This window comes from Cupriavidus sp. 01L43, from assembly GCF_056399925.1.
Genome location: NZ_JBFTSH010000007.1, coordinates 146,998 through 171,605 on the forward strand (window position 1 = coordinate 146,998; position 24,608 = coordinate 171,605).

General features: G+C 68.5%; 28 protein-coding genes. 20 read left to right on the forward strand and 8 right to left on the reverse strand.

Features of this window, described 5'->3' with window-relative positions; translation table 11 throughout:
- Window positions 1-45: 45 nt before the first annotated feature.
- The 3 genes from AC1DP9_RS14310 to AC1DP9_RS14320 are packed head-to-tail and all read left to right on the forward strand — an operon-like array spanning window position 46 to window position 3,084.
- Window positions 46-888 (forward strand): DMT family transporter, encoded by an 843-nt coding sequence (locus AC1DP9_RS14310; protein WP_092295739.1) that lies wholly within the window; start codon window positions 46-48, stop codon window positions 886-888.
- Window positions 889-936: 48 nt separating this feature from the next.
- Entirely contained in the window at window positions 937-1,698 is a 762-nt protein-coding gene (locus AC1DP9_RS14315) for an SDR family oxidoreductase (RefSeq protein ID WP_477107789.1), read from the forward strand.
- A 54-nt stretch (window positions 1,699-1,752) separates the two neighbouring features.
- The gene (locus tag AC1DP9_RS14320) at window positions 1,753-3,084 is read left to right on the forward strand and encodes an aminotransferase-like domain-containing protein (RefSeq protein WP_454757561.1); all 1,332 of its coding nucleotides are present in this window, start codon (window positions 1,753-1,755) and stop codon (window positions 3,082-3,084) included.
- Window positions 3,085-3,087: 3 nt separating this feature from the next.
- Here AC1DP9_RS14320 and AC1DP9_RS14325 read toward each other — a convergent pair whose 3' ends face one another.
- Both AC1DP9_RS14325 and AC1DP9_RS14330 read right to left on the reverse strand, forming a co-directional pair.
- Window positions 3,088-3,846 (reverse strand): sulfite exporter TauE/SafE family protein, encoded by a 759-nt coding sequence (locus tag AC1DP9_RS14325; RefSeq protein WP_477107716.1) that lies wholly within the window; start codon window positions 3,844-3,846, stop codon window positions 3,088-3,090.
- A 112-nt stretch (window positions 3,847-3,958) separates the two neighbouring features.
- Window positions 3,959-4,885 carry a LysR family transcriptional regulator gene (locus AC1DP9_RS14330; protein ID WP_477107717.1) on the reverse strand — a complete coding sequence of 309 codons (927 nt, stop codon included), beginning with the start codon at window positions 4,883-4,885 and terminating at the stop codon, window positions 3,959-3,961.
- 91 nt (window positions 4,886-4,976) lie between these two features.
- Here AC1DP9_RS14330 and AC1DP9_RS14335 point away from each other — a divergent pair, with 91 nt between their 5' ends.
- Genes AC1DP9_RS14335 through AC1DP9_RS14345 form a run of 3 tightly spaced genes read left to right on the forward strand, consistent with a single transcriptional unit; the run spans window position 4,977 to window position 7,676 of the window.
- Window positions 4,977-5,957 (forward strand): Bug family tripartite tricarboxylate transporter substrate binding protein, encoded by a 981-nt coding sequence (locus AC1DP9_RS14335; protein WP_477107718.1) that lies wholly within the window; start codon window positions 4,977-4,979, stop codon window positions 5,955-5,957.
- Window positions 5,958-5,962: 5 nt separating this feature from the next.
- Entirely contained in the window at window positions 5,963-6,934 is a 972-nt protein-coding gene (locus AC1DP9_RS14340) for a hydroxyacid dehydrogenase (protein WP_477107719.1), read from the forward strand.
- Window positions 6,935-6,974: 40 nt separating this feature from the next.
- Window positions 6,975-7,676 carry an RraA family protein gene (locus AC1DP9_RS14345; RefSeq protein ID WP_255370865.1) on the forward strand — a complete coding sequence of 234 codons (702 nt, stop codon included), beginning with the start codon at window positions 6,975-6,977 and terminating at the stop codon, window positions 7,674-7,676.
- A gap of 19 nt (window positions 7,677-7,695) precedes the next feature.
- Here AC1DP9_RS14345 and AC1DP9_RS14350 read toward each other — a convergent pair whose 3' ends face one another.
- On the reverse strand, window positions 7,696-8,163 hold the full coding sequence (locus tag AC1DP9_RS14350) for a cupin domain-containing protein (RefSeq protein ID WP_092295717.1): 468 nt from the start codon (window positions 8,161-8,163) through the stop codon (window positions 7,696-7,698).
- Between the two features lie 162 nt (window positions 8,164-8,325).
- Between AC1DP9_RS14350 and ydfG the strand changes: the two genes are divergently transcribed.
- A complete protein-coding gene (gene ydfG, locus AC1DP9_RS14355; RefSeq protein WP_092295714.1) occupies window positions 8,326-9,075 on the forward strand; it encodes a bifunctional NADP-dependent 3-hydroxy acid dehydrogenase/3-hydroxypropionate dehydrogenase YdfG in 750 nt (249 codons plus the stop codon).
- 54 nt (window positions 9,076-9,129) lie between these two features.
- Here the strand turns inward: ydfG and AC1DP9_RS14360 are convergent, their stop codons facing one another.
- Window positions 9,130-9,939 carry an IclR family transcriptional regulator domain-containing protein gene (locus AC1DP9_RS14360; RefSeq protein WP_477107720.1) on the reverse strand — a complete coding sequence of 270 codons (810 nt, stop codon included), beginning with the start codon at window positions 9,937-9,939 and terminating at the stop codon, window positions 9,130-9,132.
- A 181-nt stretch (window positions 9,940-10,120) separates the two neighbouring features.
- On the opposite strand from AC1DP9_RS14360, the gene AC1DP9_RS14365 reads away from it, so the two are divergent.
- From AC1DP9_RS14365 to AC1DP9_RS14395, 7 genes are all read left to right on the forward strand, one after another.
- The gene (locus AC1DP9_RS14365) at window positions 10,121-11,113 is read left to right on the forward strand and encodes a Bug family tripartite tricarboxylate transporter substrate binding protein (protein ID WP_477107721.1); all 993 of its coding nucleotides are present in this window, start codon (window positions 10,121-10,123) and stop codon (window positions 11,111-11,113) included.
- Window positions 11,114-11,172: 59 nt separating this feature from the next.
- Window positions 11,173-12,075, forward strand: coding sequence for an SDR family NAD(P)-dependent oxidoreductase (locus AC1DP9_RS14370; RefSeq protein WP_477107722.1), 903 nt, complete (start codon window positions 11,173-11,175; stop codon window positions 12,073-12,075).
- A 10-nt stretch (window positions 12,076-12,085) separates the two neighbouring features.
- Entirely contained in the window at window positions 12,086-12,970 is an 885-nt protein-coding gene (locus tag AC1DP9_RS14375) for a MaoC family dehydratase (protein ID WP_477107723.1), read from the forward strand.
- 23 nt (window positions 12,971-12,993) lie between these two features.
- Window positions 12,994-14,535 carry an AMP-binding protein gene (locus tag AC1DP9_RS14380; RefSeq protein WP_477107724.1) on the forward strand — a complete coding sequence of 514 codons (1,542 nt, stop codon included), beginning with the start codon at window positions 12,994-12,996 and terminating at the stop codon, window positions 14,533-14,535.
- A gap of 67 nt (window positions 14,536-14,602) precedes the next feature.
- Window positions 14,603-15,724: an acyl-CoA dehydrogenase family protein gene (locus AC1DP9_RS14385; protein WP_477107725.1), complete on the forward strand. Its 1,122-nt coding sequence runs from the start codon at window positions 14,603-14,605 to the stop codon at window positions 15,722-15,724.
- Window positions 15,725-15,746: 22 nt separating this feature from the next.
- The gene (locus AC1DP9_RS14390) at window positions 15,747-16,907 is read left to right on the forward strand and encodes an acetyl-CoA acetyltransferase (protein WP_477107726.1); all 1,161 of its coding nucleotides are present in this window, start codon (window positions 15,747-15,749) and stop codon (window positions 16,905-16,907) included.
- A gap of 2 nt (window positions 16,908-16,909) precedes the next feature.
- Window positions 16,910-17,320 (forward strand): Zn-ribbon domain-containing OB-fold protein, encoded by a 411-nt coding sequence (locus tag AC1DP9_RS14395; RefSeq protein WP_477107727.1) that lies wholly within the window; start codon window positions 16,910-16,912, stop codon window positions 17,318-17,320.
- Between the two features lie 23 nt (window positions 17,321-17,343).
- Here the strand turns inward: AC1DP9_RS14395 and AC1DP9_RS14400 are convergent, their stop codons facing one another.
- Window positions 17,344-17,712 (reverse strand): cupredoxin domain-containing protein, encoded by a 369-nt coding sequence (locus AC1DP9_RS14400; RefSeq protein ID WP_477107728.1) that lies wholly within the window; start codon window positions 17,710-17,712, stop codon window positions 17,344-17,346.
- Between the two features lie 4 nt (window positions 17,713-17,716).
- Window positions 17,717-18,604, reverse strand: a complete 888-nt coding sequence (locus tag AC1DP9_RS14405; RefSeq protein WP_477107729.1) for a metallophosphoesterase family protein — start codon at window positions 18,602-18,604, stop codon at window positions 17,717-17,719.
- Between the two features lie 231 nt (window positions 18,605-18,835).
- On the opposite strand from AC1DP9_RS14405, the gene AC1DP9_RS14410 reads away from it, so the two are divergent.
- Both AC1DP9_RS14410 and AC1DP9_RS14415 read left to right on the forward strand, forming a co-directional pair.
- Window positions 18,836-19,459 (forward strand): RNA polymerase sigma factor, encoded by a 624-nt coding sequence (locus tag AC1DP9_RS14410; protein ID WP_441592615.1) that lies wholly within the window; start codon window positions 18,836-18,838, stop codon window positions 19,457-19,459.
- Window positions 19,446-20,258, forward strand: a complete 813-nt coding sequence (locus tag AC1DP9_RS14415; protein WP_441592614.1) for an anti-sigma factor family protein — start codon at window positions 19,446-19,448, stop codon at window positions 20,256-20,258. The genes AC1DP9_RS14410 and AC1DP9_RS14415 overlap by 14 nt, the downstream gene beginning before the upstream one ends.
- 16 nt (window positions 20,259-20,274) lie before the next feature.
- On the opposite strand, the gene AC1DP9_RS14420 is transcribed toward AC1DP9_RS14415, so the two are convergent.
- Window positions 20,275-20,721 carry an Ohr family peroxiredoxin gene (locus AC1DP9_RS14420; RefSeq protein ID WP_477107730.1) on the reverse strand — a complete coding sequence of 149 codons (447 nt, stop codon included), beginning with the start codon at window positions 20,719-20,721 and terminating at the stop codon, window positions 20,275-20,277.
- A gap of 227 nt (window positions 20,722-20,948) precedes the next feature.
- On the opposite strand from AC1DP9_RS14420, the gene AC1DP9_RS14425 reads away from it, so the two are divergent.
- Entirely contained in the window at window positions 20,949-21,410 is a 462-nt protein-coding gene (locus AC1DP9_RS14425; protein ID WP_092295696.1) for a MarR family winged helix-turn-helix transcriptional regulator, read from the forward strand.
- Window positions 21,411-21,500: 90 nt separating this feature from the next.
- Window positions 21,501-22,088, forward strand: a complete 588-nt coding sequence (locus tag AC1DP9_RS14430; RefSeq protein ID WP_177219940.1) for a PAS domain S-box protein — start codon at window positions 21,501-21,503, stop codon at window positions 22,086-22,088.
- 20 nt (window positions 22,089-22,108) lie between these two features.
- On the opposite strand, the gene AC1DP9_RS14435 is transcribed toward AC1DP9_RS14430, so the two are convergent.
- A complete protein-coding gene (locus tag AC1DP9_RS14435; RefSeq protein ID WP_092295693.1) occupies window positions 22,109-22,933 on the reverse strand; it encodes an IclR family transcriptional regulator in 825 nt (274 codons plus the stop codon).
- 178 nt (window positions 22,934-23,111) lie between these two features.
- Here AC1DP9_RS14435 and AC1DP9_RS14440 point away from each other — a divergent pair, with 178 nt between their 5' ends.
- Together AC1DP9_RS14440 and AC1DP9_RS14445 are read left to right on the forward strand one after the other, a co-directional pair.
- Window positions 23,112-24,119: a TRAP transporter substrate-binding protein gene (locus AC1DP9_RS14440; RefSeq protein ID WP_477107731.1), complete on the forward strand. Its 1,008-nt coding sequence runs from the start codon at window positions 23,112-23,114 to the stop codon at window positions 24,117-24,119.
- Between the two features lie 42 nt (window positions 24,120-24,161).
- Window positions 24,162-24,605, forward strand: a complete 444-nt coding sequence (locus tag AC1DP9_RS14445; RefSeq protein ID WP_092295687.1) for a type II 3-dehydroquinate dehydratase — start codon at window positions 24,162-24,164, stop codon at window positions 24,603-24,605.
- The last annotated feature ends 3 nt before the right edge of the window (window positions 24,606-24,608 follow it).

Here is a 24,608-nt window from a genome sequence, read left to right on the forward strand (position 1 = left end):
TCAAGATAGATATTCTTGGGCATTTCCTGCTCCCCTCCCACCCCAATGCTCAGCTATACCGGCGGTATCGTGCTCCTCGCCGCCATGCTCCACGCGAGCTGGAACGCCATGCTGCACGGCAACCGCGACCGGTTCCTGTCGATGACGTGGATGAGCATCGCCATCGCGGCCGTCGCCACGCTCGTCGTCCTGCGCAACCCCTTGCCGGCCAGCGCCGCCTGGCCGTACATCGTCGCGTCGGGGCTCGTGCATATCGTCTACAACGTGAGTCTGGTGCGGTCCTATCGCCGCAACGACCTGGCGCTGGCCTACCCCATCGCGCGGGGCTCCTCGCCGCTGCTGGTCACGCTTGGCGCGGCGCTCTTCGCCGACGAGGCGATCGGCCCCTTGCGGGCGCTCGGCATCGCCATGGTCTCGGGCGGCATCATCGTGATCGCGCTGCAGGGGCACCGCGCGTCCCGCGCGGGTGCCTTGGCCGCGCTGACCACCGGGGCGATGATTGCGCTCTACACCGTGATCGACGGCATCGGCGTCAGGTTGTCCGGCGGGCAGGCCCTCAGCTACACCGCGTGGATGTTCCTGTTCTACTGGCTGATGCCGATCCTGTTCGTCGCGGTGCGGGGGCTGGCGCCGCTGTGGGCGCCGGTACGGTCCGAGCCGCTGGCGGTCGGTTCGTCGCTGGTCGGCGGGCTGGTGTCGATTGCCGCCTATGGCATCGTGATCTGGGCGCTGCAATCAGGCGCGATGGGCGCGGTCTCGGCGTTGCGCGAGACCAGCGTGGTGTTCGCGGTGCTGATCGGGCGGGTCTTCCTGCGGGAGTCGGTCAGCGGCACGCGCTGGCTCGCCTGCATCGTCGTCGCAGCCGGCGCGGTTTGCCTGGGGCTTTGACAGCCCCTCATAATTGTTAATCCACTATCACATCGAGATGCGCAGATGATGAACACCGTTCCGCAGGCACCGCTGATTCTGATCACGGGGGGCAGTCGTGGCGTGGGCGCGGCCACCGCGCGCCTGGCCGCCGCACAGGGCTACGATGTGGCGATCAGCTACGTCGCCAATGAATCCGCCGCGCTGGCCGTGGTGGCCGATGTGGAAGCGCTGGGCCGCCGGGCCTTGGCCGTGCGCGCCGACAGCGCGGACCCCGAGCAGGTTGCCCAGCTATTCGCCACCATCGACCGGACGTTCGGCCGGATCGACGTGCTGGTGAACAACGCCGCCATCCTCGCGCGGCAGTCCCGGCTGGAGGATCTCGATTTCGCGCGGATGCAGCGCATCTTCGCCGTCAACGCCATCGGCCCCATGCTCTGCGCCCAGCAGGCGGCCCGGCGCATGTCCCAGCGCCACAACGGACGGGGCGGCGTGATCATCAATATCTCGTCGGGCGCGGCCCGGCTCGGCAGTCCGAACGAATATGTCGACTACGCGGCGTCGAAGGGCGCCCTGGAGACCTTCACCACCGGCTTCGCCAAGGAAGTCGCGCGGGAGGGCATTCGCGTCAACTGCATCCGCCCCGGGCACATCTACACCGACATGCACGCCAGCGGCGGCGAGCCGGGACGGGTGGATCGCGTCAAGGACTCGATCCCGATGGGCCGGGGCGGCCAGCCGGAAGAGGTCGCCCGCGCGATCCTGTGGCTGGCCAGCGCCGACGCGTCCTACAGCACCGGCACCTTCCTCGATGTCACCGGCGGGCGGTGAGTCACAGGGGGGATAATCGGGACATTCCGATGATTGTCATGGACACGCGCTGTCATGCCCCAGCCCCGCTACAAGCAACTGGTCGACCGGCTTGCCGACGATATCCGCGCGGGCCGGCTGCGTCCCGGCACGCGGCTGCCCACGCACCGCGACCTCGCGGCGCGTGAAGGGCTGGCGCTGGTCACGGCCACGCGCGTCTACGCCGAACTGCAATCGATGGGGCTGGTAAGCGGGGAGGCCGGTCGCGGCACCTTCGTCAAGGAGGCGTTGCCGCGCGGGCAGGGCGTGGATCTGCTTGCCTGGATCGCCGATACGGTCGACCTGAGCTTCAACAATCCGGCGTTGCCGGGCCAGGCAGATCTGCTGCGGGCAGCGCTGCGCCAGCTCGCCGCCGCCGGCGACCTTGAGGCGCTGCTGCGCTACCAGCCCCACGGCGGCCGCGAGCACGAGCGCGCGACCGTGGCGCTCCATCTGGGCCGGCGCGGCGTGCCGGCCACCCCGGAAACCGTCTTGCTCACGAGCGGCGCGCAACACGCGCTGACGCTCACCGCCATGGCCCTGCTGGAGCCCGGCGACGTGGTGGCCGTGGATGCCCTGACCTACCCGGGCTTCAAGCTCGCCGCCGAAACTGGCCGGCTGGAACTCGTCCCGATTCCCGTCACCGCTCACGGGCCCGACCTCGACGCCCTGGAGGCGCTCTGCCGCCGCCGGCGCGTGCGTGCCGTGTACGCCATGCCGACGCTGCACAATCCGCTCGGCTGGGTGATGAGTGCCACGCGACGCCGCGAACTGGTCGCCATCGCCCGGCGGCATGGGCTGATGCTGATCGAGGATGCGGCCTACGCGTTCCTCGTCGAAGGGGCCCCCGCGCCGCTGGCCGCGCTGGCGCCGGAAGCTACCGTCTATGTGTCGAGTTTGTCGAAGAGTGTCGCCACCGGGCTGCGCATCGGTTTCGTCAGTGCGCCGCGCGAATGGGTGCCCCAGCTCGAACGGGCCATCCGCGCCACCACCTGGAATACGCCGGCCACCCTGACGGCCATCGCCTGCGGCTGGATCGAAGACGGCACCGTGGCCCGGCTCGAAGCCGACAAACGCCGGGATGCCGCGCTGCGCCAGCGCCTGGCCACGGAAGTGCTCGGCGGACTGGAGCGGGTCAGCCATCCCGCGTCGTACTTCGTCTGGCTGCCGCTGCCCCCCGAAGTGCGCGCGGATGCCATCGCGATGGCGCTGATGCAGGCGGGCATCGCCGTATCGACGGCCCATCCGTTCGCCACGTCAGCGCAGGTGCCCCACGCCATCCGGCTCGCGCTCGGCTCCGTCAGCCTGCCAACGCTCAGGCAGGCGCTGGAAACCGTGGCGCGCGTGGTGGCCGACCAGTCCTGGTGAGCGTCAGAGCAGGTAGCCGGACGCGCCATCCCACAGCAGCTTCATCGCGGTCACCACCAGCAACCCATAGCAGGCCCGGTACATCTGGCGCTGGTCCAGCCGGGCATGCAGGCGCCAGCCGAGCCAGACGCCGGCAGGTATCGCCAGCAGGCAGATCGCCATCAAGGTCCAGACGGCGCCCACCGGCCTGGCCAGGAACAGCCACGGCGCCGCCTTCATGATGTTGCCGACCGTGAAGAACATGCTGGTCGTGCCGGCATAGACCTGCTTGCTCAGGCCGAGCGGCAACAGGTACATCGCCAGCGGCGGCCCGCCGGAGTGCGCGACCATGGTGGTGATGCCCGAGGTCACGCCAGCGGCCACGGCCTTGCGCGAGGAGCGCGGCTGCACCACGACATCGCCGCCACGCAGGAACCACATGCCCACGAAGGCCAGCGTGACGGCGGCCATCACGATGGCGATCGCACGGTGATCCAGCACCCGGAACAGCCCGTAGCCGACCCCAATGCCGACCACCAGCCCCGGTACCAGCAGCCGGAGGTCAGGCTTCGACCACGTGGAGGGCTTCCAGTAGCGCAGGCCGAACAGATCCATCGCGATAAACAGCGGGGCGAGCAGTCCGCCCGCCGTCACCGGGTCCATCACCAGCGACAGCAGCGGAATGCCGACGATGGCAAAGCCGCCCCCGAAGGCCCCCTTCATGAAGCAGATCAGGAAAACCCCGGCGAAGGTGACGAGAATGGTGGTGGTGTTCAGTTCCATGGTGATGCGCGTCCTTGCGATGCCACCCGACGCCCGGAGCCGGGCTGGGAGGATGAGGCATCGTAGTCCGCTGCATCAGGACAATCAAATAATTGTCATGGATACAATTTGCTTACGGCTTGGCCGCATCCCCCGGCGCGGCGCGGAACAGTGCCTCGCCGCGCTCCTGCAGCAGCGCCATCAGCCGTAGCGCGGCGGGCGACAGGTAGCCTTGCCGCCGGTACGTCACGCCCAGGCTGCGACGCAGCGTGGCTTCCTTCAGCGGCACTTCGCGCAGGGTGTGCCTGTGCTCGTGCAGCGTATGCCGGGAGAGGAAGCTCAGGAGTTCGGTCTTGGCGATCAGCCGGGGCAGCAGCGGGATGGAATTCGCGTCGATCTGGGTGGCGGGCCGGGGCAGGTCGTGCGACTGGAAGGCCGCGTCCAGCCATTGCCGGCTGGGAATCGACGCGGCAGGCAAGACCCAGCGCCAGGCCAGCAGGGATTTGAGCGTCACGCGCGATAGCTGGAACACCGGATGCGTCCGGCTGGCGGCCACCACCACCACGTCTTCGACGATCGCATGACTGACGAGCGCGTCGTCATGCTCCGGCATCAATCCGATCAGCAGGTCGAGCGTGCCTTCCTTCAGGCGCTCGCGTAGTACCAGGCTGGGCGCCACCGTGATGTCGATGGTGGTTGCCGGCGCCTCCTCCAGCAGCAGGCTGCAAATCTCGGGCAAGACATGCTCGGCGGCGATCGGGCCGCTGCCGATCCGCACGTGCCCGGCGTTGCCCTTCGCAAAATCGCCGACTTCCCGCAGCGCCTCGTCCGTCGCGCCCCGCAGCATGCGGGCCCGCGCCAGCAGGACCTCGCCCACGGGCGTCAGCCGGATGCCGCGCCCCTTGCGCTCGAACAGTTCACTGCCGAACGCCGCCTCCAGGCGTTGCACCGCCTTGGTCAGGGCCGGCTGGGTGCGGCCCAGCTTTTCGGCTGCCTGTCCGATGTGACCGAGTTCGGCCACGACCTCGAAGTACCGCAGGTCCCTGAGCTGGATGTCCATCGATAACTCCTGGGAATGAAAACATGAACATTATCAAATAGACGGAATGTTTTTGCACGGCAAGAATGCGCCCATAACGAAAGGAGACACGATGCTGAACCTTCGCCTTCTGGCCGCCGCCGCCGTGCTGGCTATCTGCAGCGGTGCCGCGAGCGCCGCCGACACCTGGCCCGCCAAGCCGATCCGGCTCGTGGTGCCGTTTCCGCCCGGCGGCGGCACGGATGCGGTCGCGCGGTTGATCGCCGAGAAGATGGCCACCCAGGCCCACTGGACCGTGGTGATCGAGAACCGGCCCGGCGCGGGCGGCAATGTCGGCATGGACGCGGTGGCCAAGGCGCCGGCGGACGGCTACACGATCGGGCTCGGCCAGACCGCGAATCTGGCGATCAACCCGGCGCTGTACCCGAAGATGCCGTTCGATCCCCTGAAAGACCTCGCGCCGATCTCCACGGTGGCGTCGCAGCCAGTGGTGCTGCTCGTCAACGCCAGCTCGCCCTTCAAGACCCTGAAGGACGTCGTGGCCGCCGCCAAGGCCAAGCCCGAGGCGCTGCGGATGGGCACGCCCGGCAATGGCACCGTGTCCCACCTTGCCGGCGAACTGCTGGAGCGGCAGGCGGGCTTCCGCATGCTCAACGTGCCGTACAAGGGCGCCAGCCCGGCCATGATGGATCTGCTCGGCAATCAGGTGGAGTTCAACTTCGCCAATACCGCCGCCGCGATGCCCCAACTGACGAACCAGAAGGTCCGCGCGCTGGCCGTGAGTTCCGCCCAGCGCCTGCGCAACGTGCCGCAACTGGCCGGCGTGCCGACCGTGGCGGAGTCCGGCTACCCCGGCTTCGACGCCATCACCTGGACCGGCCTCGTGGCGCCGGCCGGCACGCCGCCGGCCGTGGTGGACCGCATCAACGCGGAAGTGCGCAAGGCGCTCAAGACCCAGGAGGTGCAGGACAAGCTCGCCGCCGAGGGCAGTACGCCGATGGGCAGCACGCCCCAGCAGTTTGGCGACTACCTGCGCGCCGAGCACCAGAAGTGGGGCGCGTTGATCCGCGAAGCCAATATCAAGCTCGATTGAAACCCATGCACACCATTCTCGTCACCGCTCCCAAGCTCGCCCCCGCCGGGGTGGACCTGCTGACCCGCGCCGGCGCGCGCGTGCTGTACCTGTCCGCATCAGGCGATGCCGGGGAAGTGGAGCGCATCATGGCCGCCGAGCCCGTCGATGCCGTCATCTCACGCACGGTGACGCTGTCCGCGCAGGCCATCGCCGCCTGCCCCACGCTCAAGGTCATCTCGAAGCATGGCGTGGGGGTCAGCAATATCGATGTGGAAGCGGCCACCGCGCGCGGCATTCCGGTCTACGTCACGCCCGGCGCCAACGCCCAGTCGGTCGCCGAGATGACGCTGGGCCTGATGTTCGCGGCGGCCCGGCGCATCGGCTGGATGGATGCCGAACTGCACAGCGGGCGCTGGTCGCGCGCGCAGGACGGCGTGGAGCTGCTCGGCAAGACCATCGGGCTGGTCGGGTTCGGTCAGGTCGGCCAGCGCGTGGCGAAGGTCTGCCTGGCGCTGGGCATGCAGGTGGTGGCCTTCGACCCGGCGATGGCCGGCCGTCAAAGTCCCGTCGATGGGGTGGCGTTGCTCCCGTCGATGGCCGACCTGCTGCCGCAGGCGCACGTGCTGAGCCTCCACGTCCCGCTTAACCGCCACACGCGCAACATGCTGGACGACGCCGCGTTCGACCAACTGCCGAAGGGCGCCATCCTGATTAATACGGCGCGCGGCGAAGTGGTGGATGAAACCGCGCTGGTGGCCGCGCTGCAGGACGGCCGCCTGTTTGCGGCCGGGCTCGACACCATGGCGGTCGAACCCTTGCCCGCCGGGAGTCCGCTGGCCGAGCTGAAGAACGTCGTGCTGACGCCGCATGTCGGCGGATCGACGCCGGCGGCACTGGCCGCGATGGCGAGCGCCGCCGCACAGAACGTGCTCGGCTGGCTGGATGGCAGCCCGGTGGACCGTGCCGCGTGCGTCAATCCGCAGGTCCTTGCCTGATCCCCTTTCTACCTTCCTGTTCCTGGAGTCTCCCGTGAGCCTGTCCGAATCCCCAGCACCCGTGCAGTGGCCTGCCGGCTACCGCATCAACCCCCGTGCGGATGGCCCGTCCGCCAGCATCGTTGCTGCGTTCCGCGAGATGCCCGTCGCCGCCATCGGCGATGCCATGAGCCGCAACATCGGCACGCTTGGCCTGCGCCAATACCATCGCCGGCTGGAGACTGTGCTGTGCGGCCCGGCGGTGACGGTGCGCGTGCGCCCCGGCGACAACCTGATGATCCACAAGGCGCTGATGATGGTGCAGCCCGGCGATGTGCTGGTCATCGACGGCGGCGGCGATGTCACCCAGGCCCTGGTCGGCGGCCTGATGCGCACCACGTGCGTCACGAAGCAGCTCGGTGGGCTGGTTATCGACGGTGCCGTCCGGGACTTGTGCGAGTGGGCCGAAGACGGCATGCCGATCTTCGCCCGGGGCCACACCCACCGGGGGCCCAGCAAGGATGGTCCGGGCGAGATCAACGTGCCGGTGTCCTGCGCCGGGCTGGCCGTGCTGCCGGGTGACCTGATCGTCGGCGATGCGGACGGCGTGATTGCCGTGCCGGCCGCCGAGGCCGCCCAGGTGCTCGAACGCTGCCGCGCCCATCTGGCCAAGGAAGCGAAGATCCGCGCGGAGAACGCGTCCGGCACCTCGGACCCCGAGCGCTTCGATGCCGCGCTGCGGGCCAAGGGGCTGCCGGTCTAGGTCGACCAGCCGCTGGGGATCAGGGCAGCAGGTGCGTATCCCCAGCGGCCTGCGGCGGCAGCTTGATGGCCAGCGCCTTGAATTCCCCGCTGGTGGCGATCGATCCCGCGTGCGCGGTGCCCTTCGGAATCACGATCAGGTCGCCCGGGCCGATCTCGCGCTGCTCGTTGCCCAGCCAGAGCGTGCCCTTGCCGGCGATGATGTACTGGATCTCGTCGGCGCTGGTGTGATAGTGCTTCGGCACATTGCCGGCCTGCACGGCCAGGGTCCCGTGTGGCGTGGCCACCAGTCCCTTCGTGCGCAGCGTGCCCATGTTGGGGACTTGCGGCCCGATGTCGTCCGGGGTCATCGCCGCGAGGTTGATGATCTGCGGCGCCAGCGCGGCGGGCGGGGTTTGCGCGTGGGCCGGCGGCAGCGCCGTCGGGGCGGCAAGGTAGCCGCAGCCGAAGGCGGCGGTGATGGCGGCAAGCGTGGCAAGGCGGTGCATGTTGTTCTCCCTGGGGTGGTACTGCAATCGAGGCATCGCCACGACGCCAGCTCGGCGACACGGCTGGATTGTCGCACCGCGCCCCGCGCCCAGCAGTGGGGGAAACCCGCGGGGATCCGGTGTAGTATCGGTGCCCGAACCCGTCCCAGTTTGGAGAGCAAGATGATCGTTTTCGTTACCGGTGCCACCTCAGGATTCGGCGCCGCCATTGCCCGACGTTTCGCCACGGCGGGCCATCGCGTGATTGCCGCCGGACGCCGCGCGGACCGCCTGGCCGAGCTGGCCGACGCGCTGGGCCGCGACAAGGTGCTGCCGCTGATCCTCGATGTCCGCGACCGCGAAGCCGTGGCCGCCGCCGTGGCCGCGCTGCCGCCCGAGTTCGCCGAGATCGACCTGCTGGTCAACAACGCCGGCCTGGCACTGGGCCTGGAGCCGGCGCAGAAGGCTGACCTGGACAACTGGGACACGATGGTCGACACCAACGTGAAGGGCCTKATGTATATGACGCGCGCCGTGCTGCCCGGCATGGTGTCGCGCAACCGTGGCCACGTGATCAACATCGGCTCCACGGCCGGCGCCTACGCCTATCCGGGCGGCAACGCCTACGGCGCGACCAAGGCCTTCGTGCGCCAGTTCTCGCTGAACCTGCGCGCCGACCTGCAAGGCACCCGCGTGCGCGTGACCGACGTGGCGCCGGGTCTGGTGGGCGGCACCGAGTTCTCGTCGGTGCGATTCAGCGGCGATCAGGCTCGCGTGGAGAAGGTCTACGAAGGCGCGGACGCCCTGACGCCGGACGACATCGCCGAAACCGTCTTCTGGGCCGCGACGCTACCCGCGCGCGTCAACATCAACTTCGTGGAAGTGATGCCGGTCACCCAGTCGTTCGGGCCGCTGGCGATTCATCGGGAGTAAGGCACACCCGGTGCCGGGCAGGGCGTGCAATGCGCCGTGCCCGGTCGCCCGGATTCAGGCCGCCGCGCTGCGTGCGCGGCGCGGGCCCGGCCCAAGGAAGGCCGGCGCGAGCCCCGACAACTGTTCGGCGGCCCCGCGCAGCGCGGGCAGCAGGTCACGCACGGCCCTGTCGCGGTTGATTTCCCCGGAAACCAGATTGGCGCTGATCGCGGCGACGACCTTGCGCTGCTCGTCGCGTACCGGCACGGCCAGCCCGCTCACGTGCAGGTCGAATTCGCCGTCCACCCACGCATAGCCATCTCGCGCCACAGCCTCCAGTTCGGTCGTCAGCGCCGCCGTGCCGCCCACCGTGCGCGGCGTGTACTGCCGCCATGACACCGTGTCGACGTAGTGCGCCAGGAACTCGGGCGGCTGGAAGGCCAGCATCGCGCGGCCTGGTGCCGTGGCATAGGCCGGCAGCCGGCTGCCCACGCCAAGCTGCAACGACATGATCTTGGCCGACGGAATGCGCAGCACGAAGACCACCTCCTCCCCGTCGAACACGGCCATGGCGCAAGACTCGCCGGTCTGGGCGCACAGCGTCTCCAGCACGCGCTGGGCATGGCCCCAGAACGGCAGCGACGTCAGGTAGGTCATGCCGAGATTAAGGATCTTCGGGGTGAGCCGGAAGCCTTTTTCGTCCGATTCCGCCGCGAAACCGAGTTCGCATAGCGTGAGCAAAATGCGCCGGACCACGGTCCGGGGCAGGCCGGTGGCCGCCGATACGGTCGCGACGGTGTGCGTGCCGTTGCGGCCCATCGCCTCGATGACGGCCAGCCCGCGCGCAAAGGAGCGGATGAAACCTTCGTTGTCTGTATTTGCCATGGGGCGCATTCTCCCCGATCCCCTCCTTTTTTGAAATATCCGCCGCGCGGCGGGTCGTCTCCGAAAACTCATTGACATAACAAGATTATCGGCCTTAAATAGCCGTCAGACGGTCATTAATGTCCGCTAGGCGGTCATTTAACACCCATAAGACCGTCAGATCACAAAGGAGACGACCTTGATGAGACTACGCTTGCTGCGGGCAGTCCTGCCCGCGCTCGTCCTGCCTGCCTTCGCGCTGCTGGCGCCGCTGGGCGGCCATGCCGCCGGGGCCGGATTCGAGCCGACGCGACCGCTACGCCTGATTGCGCCGAGTTCTCCCGGCGGCATCCTTGATCTGACCAGCCGGCAGCTTGGCAAGGCCCTGACCGAGCGCATCCACCAGCCCGTGGTGGTCGAAAACCTGCCCGGCGCCGGCGGGGTGATCGGCATCCAGGCCATGCTGCGCGCCGCGCCAGACGGCTACACGCTGGTCATGGGCAGCCTCGGCCCCAACGCGGCCAACTACGCGCTGCACGACAAGCTGCCCTATGCCTATGGGGACCTCGCTCCGGTGGCCCATGTGCTGTCGATGCCGGACGTGCTGGTGGTGAACCCCAAGTTGCCGGTGCGCACCGTCGCCGAACTGAAGGCGTACGCGGCCTCCCGCCCCAAGGGGCTGGCGATGGCGGTGTCGACCAGCGGCTCGTCGGGCCATCTTGCCGGCGACCTGCTCAAGCAGCGTGCTGGCATCGCCGCCGTGGACGTGGTCTACCGCGGTGCGTCGCCGGCACTGACCGACCTTGTGGCCGGTCAGGTCGACTTCATGGTGGACAACCTGATTTCCGCGCTGCCGCTGATCCGCGCCGGCAAGCTGCGCGCCATTGCCGTGACAACGCGCGAGCGCAGCCCCGAACTGCCCGATACGCCGACGGTCATCGAATCGGGCTATCCCGACTTCGACGTGTCGGTCTGGCTTGGGCTCTTTGTCTCGGCCAAGACGCCGCCAGCCGTCGTGCAGGGCCTGAACGCGGCGGTGAATCAGGCGCTCGAGGACCCGGCGCTGCGGCAGCAGCTCGCCCAGCAGGGCGGCAGGGTGGTCGGCGGCACGCCGCAGGCGTTCGACGCCTTCGTGCGTGCCGAGAAGGCGCGCTGGGCCCAGGTCATCAAGGCCGGCAACATCAAGCCGGAGTAGCCGTCCACGCACGGCGGACTGCGCGACACGCGCGACATTTCAATCAGCAGGAGGAGAACATGCAGGACAAGGTCATTATCGTCACTGGCGCCGGCAACGGGATTGGGCGCGCCATCGCCCTGATGCTGGGCCGGCAGGGCGCCCGGGTTGTGGTGAACGACCTGGGCTCGAGCGGCAGCGGCGACGGCAGCGACAGCGGCCCCGCCAGCCGGGTGGCGGAGGAGATTCGCGCCGCCGGCGGCACGGCCGTGGCGGACACGAATTCGGTGGCCACGGCGGCGAGCGCCAACGCCATCGTCGGCACGGCCATCGAGGCGTTCGGCCGCGTGGATGGCGTGATCAACAACGCCGGCATCCTGCGCGACCGCATCTTCCACAAGATGGCCGAGGCGGAATGGCAGGCGGTGCTCGACGTCCACCTGAACGGCGCCTACTACGTCAGCCGGGCCGCCGCCCCGTTCTTCAAGGAACAGCAGAGCGGCACCTTCGTCCATATGACGTCCACGGCGGGACTGATCGGCAACTTCGGGCAGGCCAACTACGCGGCCGCCAAGCTCGGCATCATGGCCTTGTCGAAGTCCATCGCGCTGGACATGGCGCGCTTCAACGTGCGTTCCAACTGCATCGCGCCGTTCGCCTGGAGCCGCCTGATCGGCACGTTGCCGAGCGAGACCGAGGCCGAGAAGCGGCGCCTCGCCCGCATGCAGGCCATGACGCCGGAGCAGGTGGCGCCGGTGGCGGTGTTCCTGTCCGATGCGGCGTCGCAGGCCGTCAACGGCCAGGTGCTGGTGGTGCGCGGCAACGAGTTGATCGTGATGAGCCAGCCGCGGCCGGTGGCCTCGGTGCATCGTGCCGAAGGCTGGACGCTGGAGACACTGGCGGAGCACGCGGTGCCCGCCGTGCAGCGCGCGTTCACGCCGCTGGAGCGCTCCCCGGACGTGTTCTCCTGGGACCCGATCTGAGGCGGCAATCATGGCGATCGACTATCACACGCTGAAGCGGTGGCGCTTCGACACCGACGTCTGCGCCTACACGGAGAACGACTGCATCCGCTACGCGCTGAGCCTGGGCATTGCCGCCGACCCGCTGGACGAGCGCGAGCTGCCCTACGTGCATGAAGCCGCTACCCGCGTGGTGCCGACCTTCCTGGCCACGGTGGGTGCGCCCGGCGCCTGGGCCACGGATCCGCGTACCGGCATCGACTGGATGCGGATCCTGCACGGCGAGCATCGGATGACGTTTCACGGCGTGCCGCCCGCCGCCGGCGCCGTGGTGAGCCAGACGCGCGTCAGCCGTGTGGTCGACAAGGGCGCAGGCAAGGGCGCGCTGGTCGTGACTGAGCGGCAAGTCAGCGACCAGGCCACCGGCGCGCTGCTGGCGACGGTCGAGCACGTGTCGTTCTGCCGTGCCGACGGTGGCTTCGCCGCCGGGGTCGATGGCGGGGCTGCCGGCGATGCCGCGCCGCTGCCGCTGCCTGCCGTGCCGGAACGCGCGCCGGACATGGTCATGTCCATGCCGACCCTGCCGGGCGCCGCGCTGCTGTACCGGCTGAACGGCGACCGCAATCCGATTCACGTGCTGCCGGCGGCGGCGCGGGAGGCCGGCTTCGATCGCCCGATCCTGCACGGCCTGTGCACCTTCGGGATGGCTGCCCGCGCGGTCCTCCGGCTGGCCTGCGACGACGTGCCGGCCCGGCTGGCCAGCATCGCCGCACGTTTCTCCGCGCCGGTGATGCCCGGCGAGACGTTGCGCGCAGAGTTGTGGCAGGAGGCGGACGCGGTGCGCTTCCGCGTGGTCGCCGCCGAGCGCGGCATCGTCGTGCTGAGCCACGGCGTGGCCGGCCTGCGCCAGTCCTGAACCAGAAACCGAGGAGTCAATGCATGTCCCCGATTGAACGCCACGCCCGCGAGACCCCCGACCGCGTGGCCTATACCATGGTCCCTTCCTGCCAGGCGGTGACCTGGCGCGAACTGGAACTGCGCTCGCGCAAGTGCGCGGCGGCGCTGCTGGCCGCCGGCCATCATGTGGGCGATGGCATCGCCGTGCTGCTCGAGAACCATATCCGGTACTTCGAGATCCTGTGGGCCGCGCATCGCATCGGGCTCTACTACACCACCATCAGCCGGCACCTCAAGACGGACGAAGTGCGCTACATCCTGGCCGATTGCGGGGCGAAGACTTTGTTCTGCTCTCCGGAGACGCTGGCCGACATGGCGCCCGGCGCGCTCGAAGCCCTGCCGATGCATCGCATCCTGGTGGGCGGCCAGCGCGCGGGGTTTGCCGACTACGACGCATGGATCGGCCAGTTTCCCGACGATGTCACGCTGCTGCAGACCGAGGAGGGGACCGACTTCTCGTACTCCTCCGGCACCACGGGCATGCCCAAGGGCATCAAGCGCCCGCTGGCTGGCGCCAACGCCTTCTTCAACGCCGACGACAATCCGCGCACGCGCTGGAAGCGCTTCGACCCCGATTCGGTCTACCTCTCCACCGCGCCCTTCTATCACACGGCCCCGGTGCGCTGGAACATGGCCGCCATGCGCGCCGGCGGCGCCTGCGTGCTGATGGAGAAGTTCGAGCCGCTGGCGGCGCTCGACGCCATCCAGCGCTACCGCGTCACGCACGCCCAGTGGGTGCCGACGATGTTCGTGCGGCTGCTGCGGCTCGACTACGCCGAGCGCGTCCGCTTCGACCTCTCCAGCCTGCGCGTGGCGATCCACGCGGCGGCGCCGTGCCCGGTGTCGGTCAAGCAGCAGATGATCCAGTGGTGGGGGCCGATCCTCTACGAGTTCTACAGCGGCACCGAACTGGTCGGGCGCACCTCGCTCGGTTCCGAGGAGTGGCTGGCGCACCCGGGCTCGGTCGGCAAGCCGGAGTTCGGCAAGGTGCATATCGTCGATGACGCCGGCAACGAACTGCCGCCGGGCAAAACCGGCGTTGTCTACTTCTCCGGCGGCGGCACCTTCACCTATCACAACGATCCGGAGAAGACGCAGCAAGCCTACAACGCGCGCGGCTGGGCGACCTATGGCGACGTCGGCCACCTGGATGCCGATGGCTACCTCTACCTGACCGACCGGCTGGCCAACACCATCGTCTCGGGCGGCGTCAACATCTACCCGCAGGAAGCCGAGAACGTCCTGCTGACGCACGCAGCGGTGGCCGACGTGGCGGTGGTCGGCGTGCCGAACGAGGAATTCGGCGAGGAGGTCAAGGCCGTGGTGCAGCTCCACGATCCGGCCCTGGCCGGCGATGGCCTGGCGCAGGAGCTGATCGCCCTGTGCCGCAGCCGCATTTCCGCGCTCAAGTGCCCGCGTAGCGTCGACTTCGTGCCCGCCTTGCCGCGCACCGAGACCGGCAAGCTGCTCAAGCGCGCCGTCAAGGCGCAGTACTGGCCCACCGACAGCCGCATCGCCCACTAGGCGGCGGCCCGCACCCGACAACCGTCCCATGACAAGACCCGAATCTTCGTTTCACATGCCGCGTCCGATGTTCACCTCCGACCACGAGCTGTACCGGTCGAGCGTGGCGCGCTTCATCGCCGAGCAGGTCATGCCGGATCACCCCAAATGGGAGGAGAGCGGCCTGGTGCCGCGCGAGCTGTGGCGCAGCGCCGGCCGCGCCGGCCTGCTGCTGCCCGGCATCCCCGATGTCTACGGGGGCGGCGGTGGCGACTTCCTGTACAGCGCAATCGTCGTCGAGGAAATCGCCCGCGCGCTGGCCACGGGCGTGACCGGCTTCACCACCCACTCGGAGAACGTGGCCCCCTATCTGCTGGAGTTCGGCACCGAGGCGCAGAAGCGCGCGTTCCTGCCGGGGATGGCCTCCGGCGAGGTGGTCGGCGCGCTGGCGATGACCGAGCCCAGCGCCGGCAGCGACCTGAAGGCCATCCGCACCAGCGCCCGCAAGGTCGATGGCGGCTATCGGCTCAACGGGCAGAAGGTGTTCATCACCAACGGCCACCACGCGGACCGTGTGCTGGTGTTCGCCAAGACCAACCCGGATGCCGGCGCGCGTGGCATCAGCCTGTTCTGGGTCGATACCACCACGGAGGGCTTCAGCCGGGGCCGGTTGCTGGACAAGATCGGCCAGAAGGCGCAGGACACGGCCGAACTGTTCTTCGATAACGTCTTCGTGCCGGACGACATGCTCGTGGGCGAGCCCGACGCCGCGTTCGGCTACGCGATGAGCGGACTGGTGCGGGAACGGCTGCTGATCGCCCTGCGCTGCGCCACGGCACTGGAAGTCGCCATCGAATGGACGCTCGACCACGTGAAGCAGCGGCGCGCGTTCGACAAGGCGCTGATCGACAACCAGTACATCCGCTTCCGGCTGGCGGACATCCGGACCCATGCCTGCGCCACGCGTGCGTTTGTCGACAGTTGCCTCGCCCAGTACCTGGCCGGCACGCTGACGCCCGATGGCGCGGCCATGGCCAAGCTCTGGGCCAGCGAGGCCACACGCCACATCGACGAGTTGCTTCAGTTCTTCGGCGGCTATGGCTATATGCGCGAGTACCCGATTGCGCGCGCCTATGCCGATGTGCGGCCGAACCGGATCTACGGCGGCTCGTCCGAAATCATGCGCGAGGTCATCGCGCGTGCGCTGTGACCCCCCCCAACGGAATGCCACGATGACAAACAACCTCTCCCGCTCCGTCGCCATTGCCGGCGTGGCGGAATCCGACCTGGGCAAGGTGCCCGGCAAGAGCGCGCTGGAGCTGCAGGCGCAGGCCACGCACCGGGCCCTCGCCGATGCCGGCCTGTCGCTTCGCGATGTGGATGCCGTGTTCGCCCACACCGATGACAAGTTCTCGGCACTGCACCTCTCGGAGTTCCTCGGCATCCGGCCCGGCTATGTGGATTCGTCCAACGTGGGCGGCATGTCCAACATCATGCATATCCGCCACGCCATGGCGGCCATTGCGGCCGGCATGTGCTCGGTGGCGCTGGTGACCTACGGCAGCACGCAGCTCTCCGACGGCTCCCGCAAGAGTGGTGCAGTGGCGGCGGACAGCCTGTCGTCGCCGCGCGGCCAATTCGTGACGCCCTATGGGCAACTCAGTCCCATCGGCTACTACGCGATGGTGGCCCAGCTCCACATGCACCGCTACGGCACTACGCCGCGCGACCTCGCCGAGGTGGCCGTGGCCGCGCGCCGGTGGGCGGCGCTGAATCCGGCGGCCTACCGGCGCGAGCCGACGAGCATCGACGAGGTGATGGCCTCGCCGGTCATCGCCGCACCGCTGCGCCAGCGCGACTGCTGCCTGGTGACCGATGGCGGCGGCGCGCTGATCATCACCTCGGCCGCCCGTGCCCGCGACCTGCGCAGCAAGCCGGTCTACGTGATGGGCGTCGCCGAAGCCCACACGCATCACTACACGCCGTTCAACACGGCGGACTGGCTCGACACCGGCGTGGCCGGCACGGCCGAGGCGGCCTTGCAGATGGCCGGCGTCACGCGTGACGACATCGACGTAGTGCAGATCTACGACCACTTCACGATTGGCGTGGTCCAGTCGCTGGAGGAACTGGGCTTCTGCAAGCGGGGCGAGGGCGGGGCTTTCGTGGCCGACGGCGCGCTGGGGCCGGGCGGCCGTTTCCCGATCAACACCTCGGGCGGCGGGCTGTCCTACGGGCATCCGGGCATGTTCGGCATGTTCGTGATCATCGAGGCCGTGCGCCAGTTGCGCGGCGAGTCTGGCGCGCGGCAGCTTCCCAACGCGGAACTGGCGCTCTGCCACGCGCCGGGCCTCGTCTTCGCCTGCAACACCACCATGATCCTCGGAGTCTGAACATGAGCGAACCCCAGCGTCCCTTGCCCCAGCCGACGTCCCTGACCGAACCGTACTGGCGTGCCGCGCACGAAGGACGGCTCGTGGTGCAAGGCTGCACGGCCTGCGGCCATCGGCAGTTCTATCCGCGCCCGTTCTGCCTGCATTGCGAGTCCGAGGATGTGGATTGGCAGGAGGTGTCCGGCAACGGCACGATCTACACCTTCACGGTCAACTACCGCGCGCCCAACGCCTTCATGAAGACGCGGCTGCCGTACGTGGTGGCCATGGTCGAACTGGACGAAGGCGTAAGGATGATGGCGAACATCCTCGATGCGGACCCCGCCGATCTCGCCATCGGCAAGCGCGTGCGCGTGGCGTTCGAGAAGGTCTCGGACGCGCTGACGCTGCCCCAGTTCAGGCTGGCGGCGTAGCGGGTGGAGGCAGGGCGGCGCCCCTACGTCACCTCGATCGTCCCTCCCATGTCCTCGTGCCCGGTGCCGCAGAAGATGTCGCACAGGAAGCGGTAGGTGCCGGGTTTGCCGGCGGTCAGGGTGACCTGCACCGTGCGGCCGGGCGGCAGGTCGGCGCGGACGTGGAAGTCCGGGGCGCCGAAGCCCATCATGATGTCTTCGGCCGTCAGCGCCAGGATCACGGTCTCGCCGGCCTTGAGGGCGATCCGGTCGGGCAGGAAGACGAAGCGGCGCGCCCGGACCGGAATCACACGCGGGGGCGCCGCGTCCCCGCGCGCGATCATCCCCGCCAGCGCGCCGGCCAGCAACCATCCCAATACCGTGCGGCGGCCGCTTGCCGGGGGGGTGTTCATCGCCTCAGGCATCGCGCTGTACCGGTTGCTCGGTCAGGCCGAACGCATCCGGCGGGCGCGTGGCCTTGACCGTGCGCCAGCCGAGCCCGCGATAGGGCTGCCCAGGGTCCCACGCCACTGGCGCGCGCTTGGGCTGCGAGCCGGCCGGCGGCAGCGGAAACATCAGCGAGCGCGCCGCGTGATGGGCGATATGCCCGGTCATGTGGTGGTGTTCCTGATGGATATGCCCGTAGAACACGGTGACGTGCCGGTACGGCATGAGCTGGGCCACCACGGCCTCGCCGTCGCGCGTGGCCCAGTCCCACTGCGGATAGAGATCGAACAGGGGCCGATGCGTGAAGACCACGATGCGTGCCTCGCGCGACTGCTTGCGCAGGTCGTCCGCCAGCCACGCGCGCTGGGTCTCGCCGACCTGGCCGGCCGGGTCCGACACGTTGTCCAGCACGATGAAGTGCACCCCCTTGTGATCGAACGTGTAGTGCGTGGGACCGAACAGCTCGCGATAGGCGGCCCCGGCGTCGAGGCTCGCGTCGTGCTCGCCCGGCATCAGCCACACCTTGCCCGCGCGCAGCGGCGCGATCAGCTCGCGGAACTCCCGCATGCGGCGCCGACGCTCGTTCGGGTCGTCGGTGGTGTGGGTCAGGTCGCCGGTGAACATGATGAAGTCGGGTGGCGTTGGCAGCGCATTGACGGCCGCCACCGCCTTGGGCAGCGTCCCGCGCGCGTCGGGATTCGGCGCCCCTTCGAACCCCCAATGCGCGTCCGATAGCTGCACGAACACGAATTCCTCGTCGCGCCCCGCCGCCCAGCCCGGCAGCGCCGATGCAAAGACGGCGCCCCCGGCTGCGCCTGCCAGGCGCAGGATGTCCCGCCGCCGCCATGTTCCGTCCATGATTGCCTCCGTCGGTGTCGCGGGCATGGCCATCGCACGCCCCACCCCTGTCATACCGGGGGGGGGCGCCAAATATTCCCGGCGCCGGCGCGCGGGAATAGAATCGGTGCAGCGCCGGTATACAGGAGACCGCCTTGCGCCATCCACCCGCTTCGTCTGATTCGCTCGATTCGCTCGACTGCCCCGATGTGACTGGATTGCCCGACCGCTCCGTCCGGACCGAGGACTGACGTGGACGCCCCTGCCACGCGCCGCCGCTTCGACGCCCTCGTGCTGCCGCACCTGGACGCCGCCTACAACCTCGCCCGGTGGCTGTGCGGCAACACGGGCGATGCGGAGGACGTGGTGCAGGAGGCGTTCCTGCGCGCGTTCCGGCTGTTCGGCAGCTTTCGGGGCGACCAGCCGCGGCCCTGGCTGCTGGCCATCGTCCGCAATACGTGGTTCACGACCTGCGAGAAGCGCCGGGGCGCGGCGGAAACGGACTATGAGGAAGGCGAGATGGACACCGCGCTGCCGGACTGGCATGGCGCCGCCACGGACCCGGAGCAATGGCTGATGCGCGAGGAGGATGTGCGGCTGGTCCATGCGGCGCTGGCGCGGCTGCCGGTGGTCTTCCGCGAAGTCATCGTCCTGCGTGAACTGGAGGAACTGCACTACCGCGATATCGCCCGCATCGCGCAAATACCGGTCGGCACGGTGATGTCCCGACTCGCGCGGGGCCGTCGCATGCTGGCCGCCACCGTCACGGCGCTGCGTGGCGAGGTGCCGGTTGCCGCCGCGCCGGCGGAGCGCCAGGACCTTGCGGACGTGCCACCCGCTCATCCCCCCGGAGATACGAAACATGGATTGCCATGACGCGCAGTTGCTCCTGCAGGCCTGCGCCGACGGGGAAGTCGGCGCGGCTGACAGTGTGCGGCTGGAACGACATCTCGAAGACTGCGACCAGTGCGTGGCCTGCCTGCGCAATCTCCAGGCGCTGCGCGCGGCGACGCGCCACGGCGCGCACTATCACCGCGCGTCCGCCGACTTGCGCGCGCGCATCGTGGCCGCGCTGCCCGGCGACGCGGCCATCGCACCGGACGCCGACGCGTCGCCCTCGCCCCCCTCGTCGGAAGGCTGGCGCCGCTGGTTCACGTGGTCGCCCGCCATCAACGCGGCCATGGCGGGCGTCACGGTGTTCGCCGTCGGCCTGGGCCTCCAGCAGCACGCCATGCGGCAGTCTCCGGCGGAAGGCATGGCCGACGCCGTGGTGACGAGCCACGTACGCGGTCTGATTTCGAACCACGCCATCGATGTGGCGTCGTCCAATATGCATGTGGTGAAGCCGTGGTTCAACGGCCGTGTCGACTACGCGCCGGAGGTCCGCGACCTGGCGAGCGCCGGGTTCCCGCTGCTGGGCGGCCGGCTCGACTATGTGGATGGCCACCGGGTGGCCGTGCTGGTCTATCGGCGCGATGGGCATCCGATCGACGTGTTCGTGCTGCCAGACGCGCAGCGTGGGCCGGGCGGCAGCGGCGAAGCCGTGCAGCAGGGCTACCAGCTACAGCGCTGGGCGGCAGGCGGCATGCAGTACTGGGCCGTCAGCGATGCCTCCGCGACGACCCTGCGTGCCTTCGTGCAGGCATGGCGCAACGCGGAAGCGGTTGCGCCATGACCCCCCTTATCCCCGGTTACGCCGTCGCGACGGTCAGCGTGACGTCGATATTGCCGCGCGTGGCCTTCGAGTACGGGCAGATGGCATCGGCGCGGTGCGCCACGGCTTCGGCCGCCTCTTGCGCCACGCCGGGCAGGTTGACGTGGATGCGGCCCTGCAGGAAGTAGTCCGTGCCAGCCATGCCCAGATCCACCTCGATCTCGACCGACAGATCGGCCGGCACCGCCACCTTCAACTCCTTGGCCGCGAGGCCCAGCGCGGCGATATAACAGGCCGACCATGCGCCGGCGAAGAGCTGTTCGGCCGTCGGGTGGGACTGCACCGCTTCATAGGCATAGGTCGGCGCCGTGTCGTTGCCCGGCGTGGTGAGATGGAGGTCGACGTTGCCGTGATGGCGGGGGCCACCCTTGCTGCCGGTGGTGTGGGTCTTGCCGGTGAACAGTACTTTTTCGATCTTGGTCATGATGTGTGAGGGTCTCTCTGAATCTAGTGTGGTTTAACAAATCGCATGCGATGTAATCGCATGCGTTGCATAATGGTTCACGGGCCCGGGCAAGTCAAGGCGTTTGTACGGCGCGCGTGAAGAAACCCGGCGGGCGGCGCGGCGGTGGGCCGGGGAAGGCGCTCAGCGCTTACGATTGCGTCGCATACGATGTATTCTTTGCCATCGGCATCACGACGAGAAAGCAGATGAAACCCATTGATGAGACAAGCGCCGCGGATACCCCGCTGTCGGACTTCCTGTGCTTCGCGGTCTACTCGACCAATCTCGCCTTCGGCAAGCTCTACCGGCCCGTGCTGGACAAGCTCGGGCTCACCTACACCCAGTACGTCACCCTGGTGGCGCTGTCGGAGGCGGACGGCCAGACCGTCAGCGGCCTCGGCGAAAAGCTTTTCCTGGAGTCGAACACGCTGACACCCATCCTCAAGAAGCTGGAAGCGATGGGCCACGTCGAACGCAAGCGCGACCCGGAGAACGAGCGGCAGGTGCGCGTGAGCCTGACGAAGAGCGGTCGACGCGTGCGCGAGAAGGCGGCGAGCACCGACTTGATGTCGGCATGCGGGCTGACGCCGCCGGCCTTCGCCAAGCTGCAGAAGGAGGTCATCGCGCTGCGCGACAACATCGTGCACGCGGTGAAGGACGAGACGTAGGGCCAGTGCCGCTGGAGTGAACGCCGATCCTCTGGCATGATCGGCCACATTGTCGCGATGGCTTTGTCGCGGCCCCGGGGATCGGTACACATGATTGAACGCTTGGCGGAAGACGCGATCCTGACGCTGGCGGACAGCTTGCCAGACACAGTGTTCCTGGTCGACAAGGCTGGGAAGATCCGCTACGCCAACGCCCGGTGCGCGGATAGCCTGGGCCTGTCCCAGGCCGCCATCATCGGCCAGACCATGATCGAACTGGTAGCGCCGCATGACCGCGACCGGACGCTCCGGGAAGCGGGCACGGTGATGGCCGGGAATCGGCGCACCGGATTCGAGAACCGCTACCAGCACCGCGACGGTAGTGACGTTCACTTCTCATGGTCCGCCCGCTGGCTGGAGACGCATCAACTGCGCTTCGGCGTCGCGCACGACGTCACCGCCTTGCGGCAGCCCACCTGCGACCACCTGATTCCCGCCGCCTTGCTGAATGTATTGGAGCCCTGCGAGCAGCAGGTGCTGATGTTGCTGCTGACGGCAGCCTCCGAGAACCAGATCGCCGGACGGCTGGGCCTGACGGCATCCACCACGCAGGCGCATGTCGCCCGGGTCTTCACCAAGCTTGGCGTGCGCGGGCGCATGGGGCTGATGAGCCTGTGCCTGCGCGGCATGGAGGCTTGAAGGAGCGGCGCCCCTGAAGGTCAGGCGGCGGCCGAGTTGTCCTCGTTGTTGCGGCCCTGTAGCGGAAAGCGTGTGCGGAACATCGGCGAGGCCAGGCTGGCCAGCGCGAGTTCGTCGGCAGCGGCCAGCAGGTCGGGGCCCAGCGCGGTCATGCGCGCCTCGGTCAGCCGCACGGCCGGTCCGGCGATGCTCAGCACGCCAATCGGATCGCGCTCCTTACGCTTGACCGGCGCGGCCATCGCCGTCATGCCGGGCGCGAACACCTCGTTGATCATCGCAAAGCCGCGCGCGCGGTTCTCGTGCAGCATCGTCAGCAGCGCGCCGATGGTGGTCGGCGCGTTCGGACCATATTCCTCAGGCGAGCCGAAGCCCTGCCGCGTGACCAGCTCGATGGCGCGCTCGTCGCTCATCGTCAGCATCCAGGCGTGGCCGGACGCGCTGCAAGACAGCCGGGCGTCCATGCCCATGTCCGGGTCGTAGCGCAAACCATGCCGGGCGCCCTGCGCCTTGGCCACCCACGTCAGGTGCTCGCCATCCACGATGGCCAGCCGCACCAGTTCCCCCGAAATCTGCGCCAGCCGGTCCACCAGCGGCTGGGCGATGTCGACGATACCCGTGGCACTCAGGTAGCTCAGGCCGATGGACGCCACGCGGGCGGTCAGCGCGTAGTCGCCATGGTCGCGGAGCTGGCGCACATAGCCGCAGCGCACCAGCTCGTTCAGCAGGCGATGCGCCGCGCTCTGCGGGATCTCCAGTTCCTGCGCGATGGATGCCAGCGGCACGCCTTCCGGCTGCGTGGCGAGGTGTTCCATCACGGCAAGTGCGCGTTCGAGTACTCCGGCCATATCGATAAAGGTGGTGTTAGGGCGATGAGGGTGGGCTAGATACTAACCCCAAGTGGAAACTGATTCCATGTGGAATAGTATTCCACTCACTGCGGGGGAGCCATCGGGATCGGCCCCAATATTGGTACCGATACTTGGCCACCACCCGCCCAGAAAAAAGACATCGAGGAGACAAGGCATGAGGAAGACCATCCTTCGGCTGGCGCTGGCCGCCGCGCTGGGTACCATCGCCGCCACGGCCATGGCGCAGGACATCCAGGAGCGCACCATCCGCTTCGGCCATCTGAACAATCCCGACCATCCGGTCAGCTTCGGCGTGAAGAAGTTCGGGGAGCTGCTGGCCGCCAAGAGCGGCGGCAAGCTGAAGGTGAAGGAATTCCCGGCCTCGCAGCTCGGCAACGAGATGCAGCAGCAATCGGCCCTGCAGGGCGGGGTGCAGGAGATGTCGGCCCCGGCGTCCACCTCGCTGGCGGGCATCGTCAAGGAGTTCGGCCTGATCGACCTGCCGTTCTCGGTGAGCAGCTTCGAGCAGGCAGACGCGCTGCTGGACGGCCCGCTCGGCAAGGCGCTGATCGCCCGGCTGCCCGAGAAAGGGCTGGTGGCGCTGGGCTTCTGGGATCTGGGCTTCCGCAACGTCACCAATTCCAAGCGACCGATAGCCCGGCCGGAGGACTTCGAGGGCCTGAAGATCCGCGTGATCCCGAACCCGGTGTTCCTGGACACCTTCAAGGCGTTCAAGGCCAACCCGGTGCCGATGCCGTTCGCCGAGCTGTATGGCGCGCTCGAATCCAAGGCGGTGGATGGCCAGGAGAACCCCTTCGCGGTGATTCTTTCGAACAAGTTCTATGAAGTGCAGAAGTACGTGAGCGCCACCAACCACGTGTACGCCGCCAACATCGTGCTCGTCAGCAAGAAGTTCTGGGACAAGCTCTCGCCGGCCGAGCAGAAGATCATGAACGAGGCCGCCGACGAAGCGCGCGTCTACCAGCGCCAGGTGAGCCGCGCCGCCGCGCAGAAGGCCGTGGGCGAGCTGCGCGCCAAGGGCATCCAGTACAACGATGTGACGCCGGCGGAACGTGCGCGCATGCAGCAGGTCGTCAAGCCGGTCACCGACCATTTCATGGCCAGCTACGACCCGGCCACCGTGAAGCTCTACAACGACGAGATCCGGCGCCTGCGCAAGTAAGCGCGCCGCCCCCGCCATCCCCGACGCCCTCGCCAATACATCATGAAAATCCTCGTTCTGCACGGCCCGAACCTGAACCTGTTCGGCCGCCGGGAGCCGCATATCTACGGCACCACCACGCTCGACCAGATCAACGAACGCCTGGCGGCGCTGGCCGCCGAACTGGGCGTGGAACTGGCCACGATCCAGTCTAACCATGAAGGTGCGCTGATCGATTTCCTGCACGCGCACATCGACGCCGCCCAGGGCGCCCTCATCAACCCCGCCGGCCTGACCCAGCACGGCGTGCCGCTGCACGATGCGATCAAGGCCATGCCGTTTCCCTCGCTGGAAATCCACATGTCGAACATCGCGGCCCGGGAAACCTGGCGCGCGCATTCGATCATCTCGCCGGCGGTGAAGGGCACCATCCAGGGCCTGGGCGTGCATTCCTACCTGGCGGGGCTGCGCGCGCTGGTCGGGCTGGTCTCCGACGCCAAGTCCTAGGCG

Coding starts and splice junctions, on each gene's coding strand:
- AC1DP9_RS14310 (WP_092295739.1), top strand. CDS start 46: ATGCTCAGCTATACCGGCGGTATCGTGCTCCTCGCCGCCATGCTCCAC.
- AC1DP9_RS14315 (WP_477107789.1), top strand. CDS start 937: ATGAACACCGTTCCGCAGGCACCGCTGATTCTGATCACGGGGGGCAGT.
- AC1DP9_RS14320 (WP_454757561.1), top strand. CDS start 1,753: ATGCCCCAGCCCCGCTACAAGCAACTGGTCGACCGGCTTGCCGACGAT.
- AC1DP9_RS14325 (WP_477107716.1), bottom strand. CDS start 3,846: ATGGAACTGAACACCACCACCATTCTCGTCACCTTCGCCGGGGTTTTC.
- AC1DP9_RS14330 (WP_477107717.1), bottom strand. CDS start 4,885: ATGGACATCCAGCTCAGGGACCTGCGGTACTTCGAGGTCGTGGCCGAA.
- AC1DP9_RS14335 (WP_477107718.1), top strand. CDS start 4,977: ATGCTGAACCTTCGCCTTCTGGCCGCCGCCGCCGTGCTGGCTATCTGC.
- AC1DP9_RS14340 (WP_477107719.1), top strand. CDS start 5,963: ATGCACACCATTCTCGTCACCGCTCCCAAGCTCGCCCCCGCCGGGGTG.
- AC1DP9_RS14350 (WP_092295717.1), bottom strand. CDS start 8,163: ATGCACCGCCTTGCCACGCTTGCCGCCATCACCGCCGCCTTCGGCTGC.
- AC1DP9_RS14360 (WP_477107720.1), bottom strand. CDS start 9,939: ATGGCAAATACAGACAACGAAGGTTTCATCCGCTCCTTTGCGCGCGGG.
- AC1DP9_RS14365 (WP_477107721.1), top strand. CDS start 10,121: ATGAGACTACGCTTGCTGCGGGCAGTCCTGCCCGCGCTCGTCCTGCCT.
- AC1DP9_RS14370 (WP_477107722.1), top strand. CDS start 11,173: ATGCAGGACAAGGTCATTATCGTCACTGGCGCCGGCAACGGGATTGGG.
- AC1DP9_RS14375 (WP_477107723.1), top strand. CDS start 12,086: ATGGCGATCGACTATCACACGCTGAAGCGGTGGCGCTTCGACACCGAC.
- AC1DP9_RS14380 (WP_477107724.1), top strand. CDS start 12,994: ATGTCCCCGATTGAACGCCACGCCCGCGAGACCCCCGACCGCGTGGCC.
- AC1DP9_RS14385 (WP_477107725.1), top strand. CDS start 14,603: ATGTTCACCTCCGACCACGAGCTGTACCGGTCGAGCGTGGCGCGCTTC.
- AC1DP9_RS14390 (WP_477107726.1), top strand. CDS start 15,747: ATGACAAACAACCTCTCCCGCTCCGTCGCCATTGCCGGCGTGGCGGAA.
- AC1DP9_RS14395 (WP_477107727.1), top strand. CDS start 16,910: ATGAGCGAACCCCAGCGTCCCTTGCCCCAGCCGACGTCCCTGACCGAA.
- AC1DP9_RS14400 (WP_477107728.1), bottom strand. CDS start 17,712: ATGAACACCCCCCCGGCAAGCGGCCGCCGCACGGTATTGGGATGGTTG.
- AC1DP9_RS14405 (WP_477107729.1), bottom strand. CDS start 18,604: ATGGACGGAACATGGCGGCGGCGGGACATCCTGCGCCTGGCAGGCGCA.
- AC1DP9_RS14415 (WP_441592614.1), top strand. CDS start 19,446: ATGGATTGCCATGACGCGCAGTTGCTCCTGCAGGCCTGCGCCGACGGG.
- AC1DP9_RS14420 (WP_477107730.1), bottom strand. CDS start 20,721: ATGACCAAGATCGAAAAAGTACTGTTCACCGGCAAGACCCACACCACC.
- AC1DP9_RS14425 (WP_092295696.1), top strand. CDS start 20,949: ATGAAACCCATTGATGAGACAAGCGCCGCGGATACCCCGCTGTCGGAC.
- AC1DP9_RS14430 (WP_177219940.1), top strand. CDS start 21,501: ATGATTGAACGCTTGGCGGAAGACGCGATCCTGACGCTGGCGGACAGC.
- AC1DP9_RS14435 (WP_092295693.1), bottom strand. CDS start 22,933: ATGGCCGGAGTACTCGAACGCGCACTTGCCGTGATGGAACACCTCGCC.
- AC1DP9_RS14440 (WP_477107731.1), top strand. CDS start 23,112: ATGAGGAAGACCATCCTTCGGCTGGCGCTGGCCGCCGCGCTGGGTACC.
- AC1DP9_RS14445 (WP_092295687.1), top strand. CDS start 24,162: ATGAAAATCCTCGTTCTGCACGGCCCGAACCTGAACCTGTTCGGCCGC.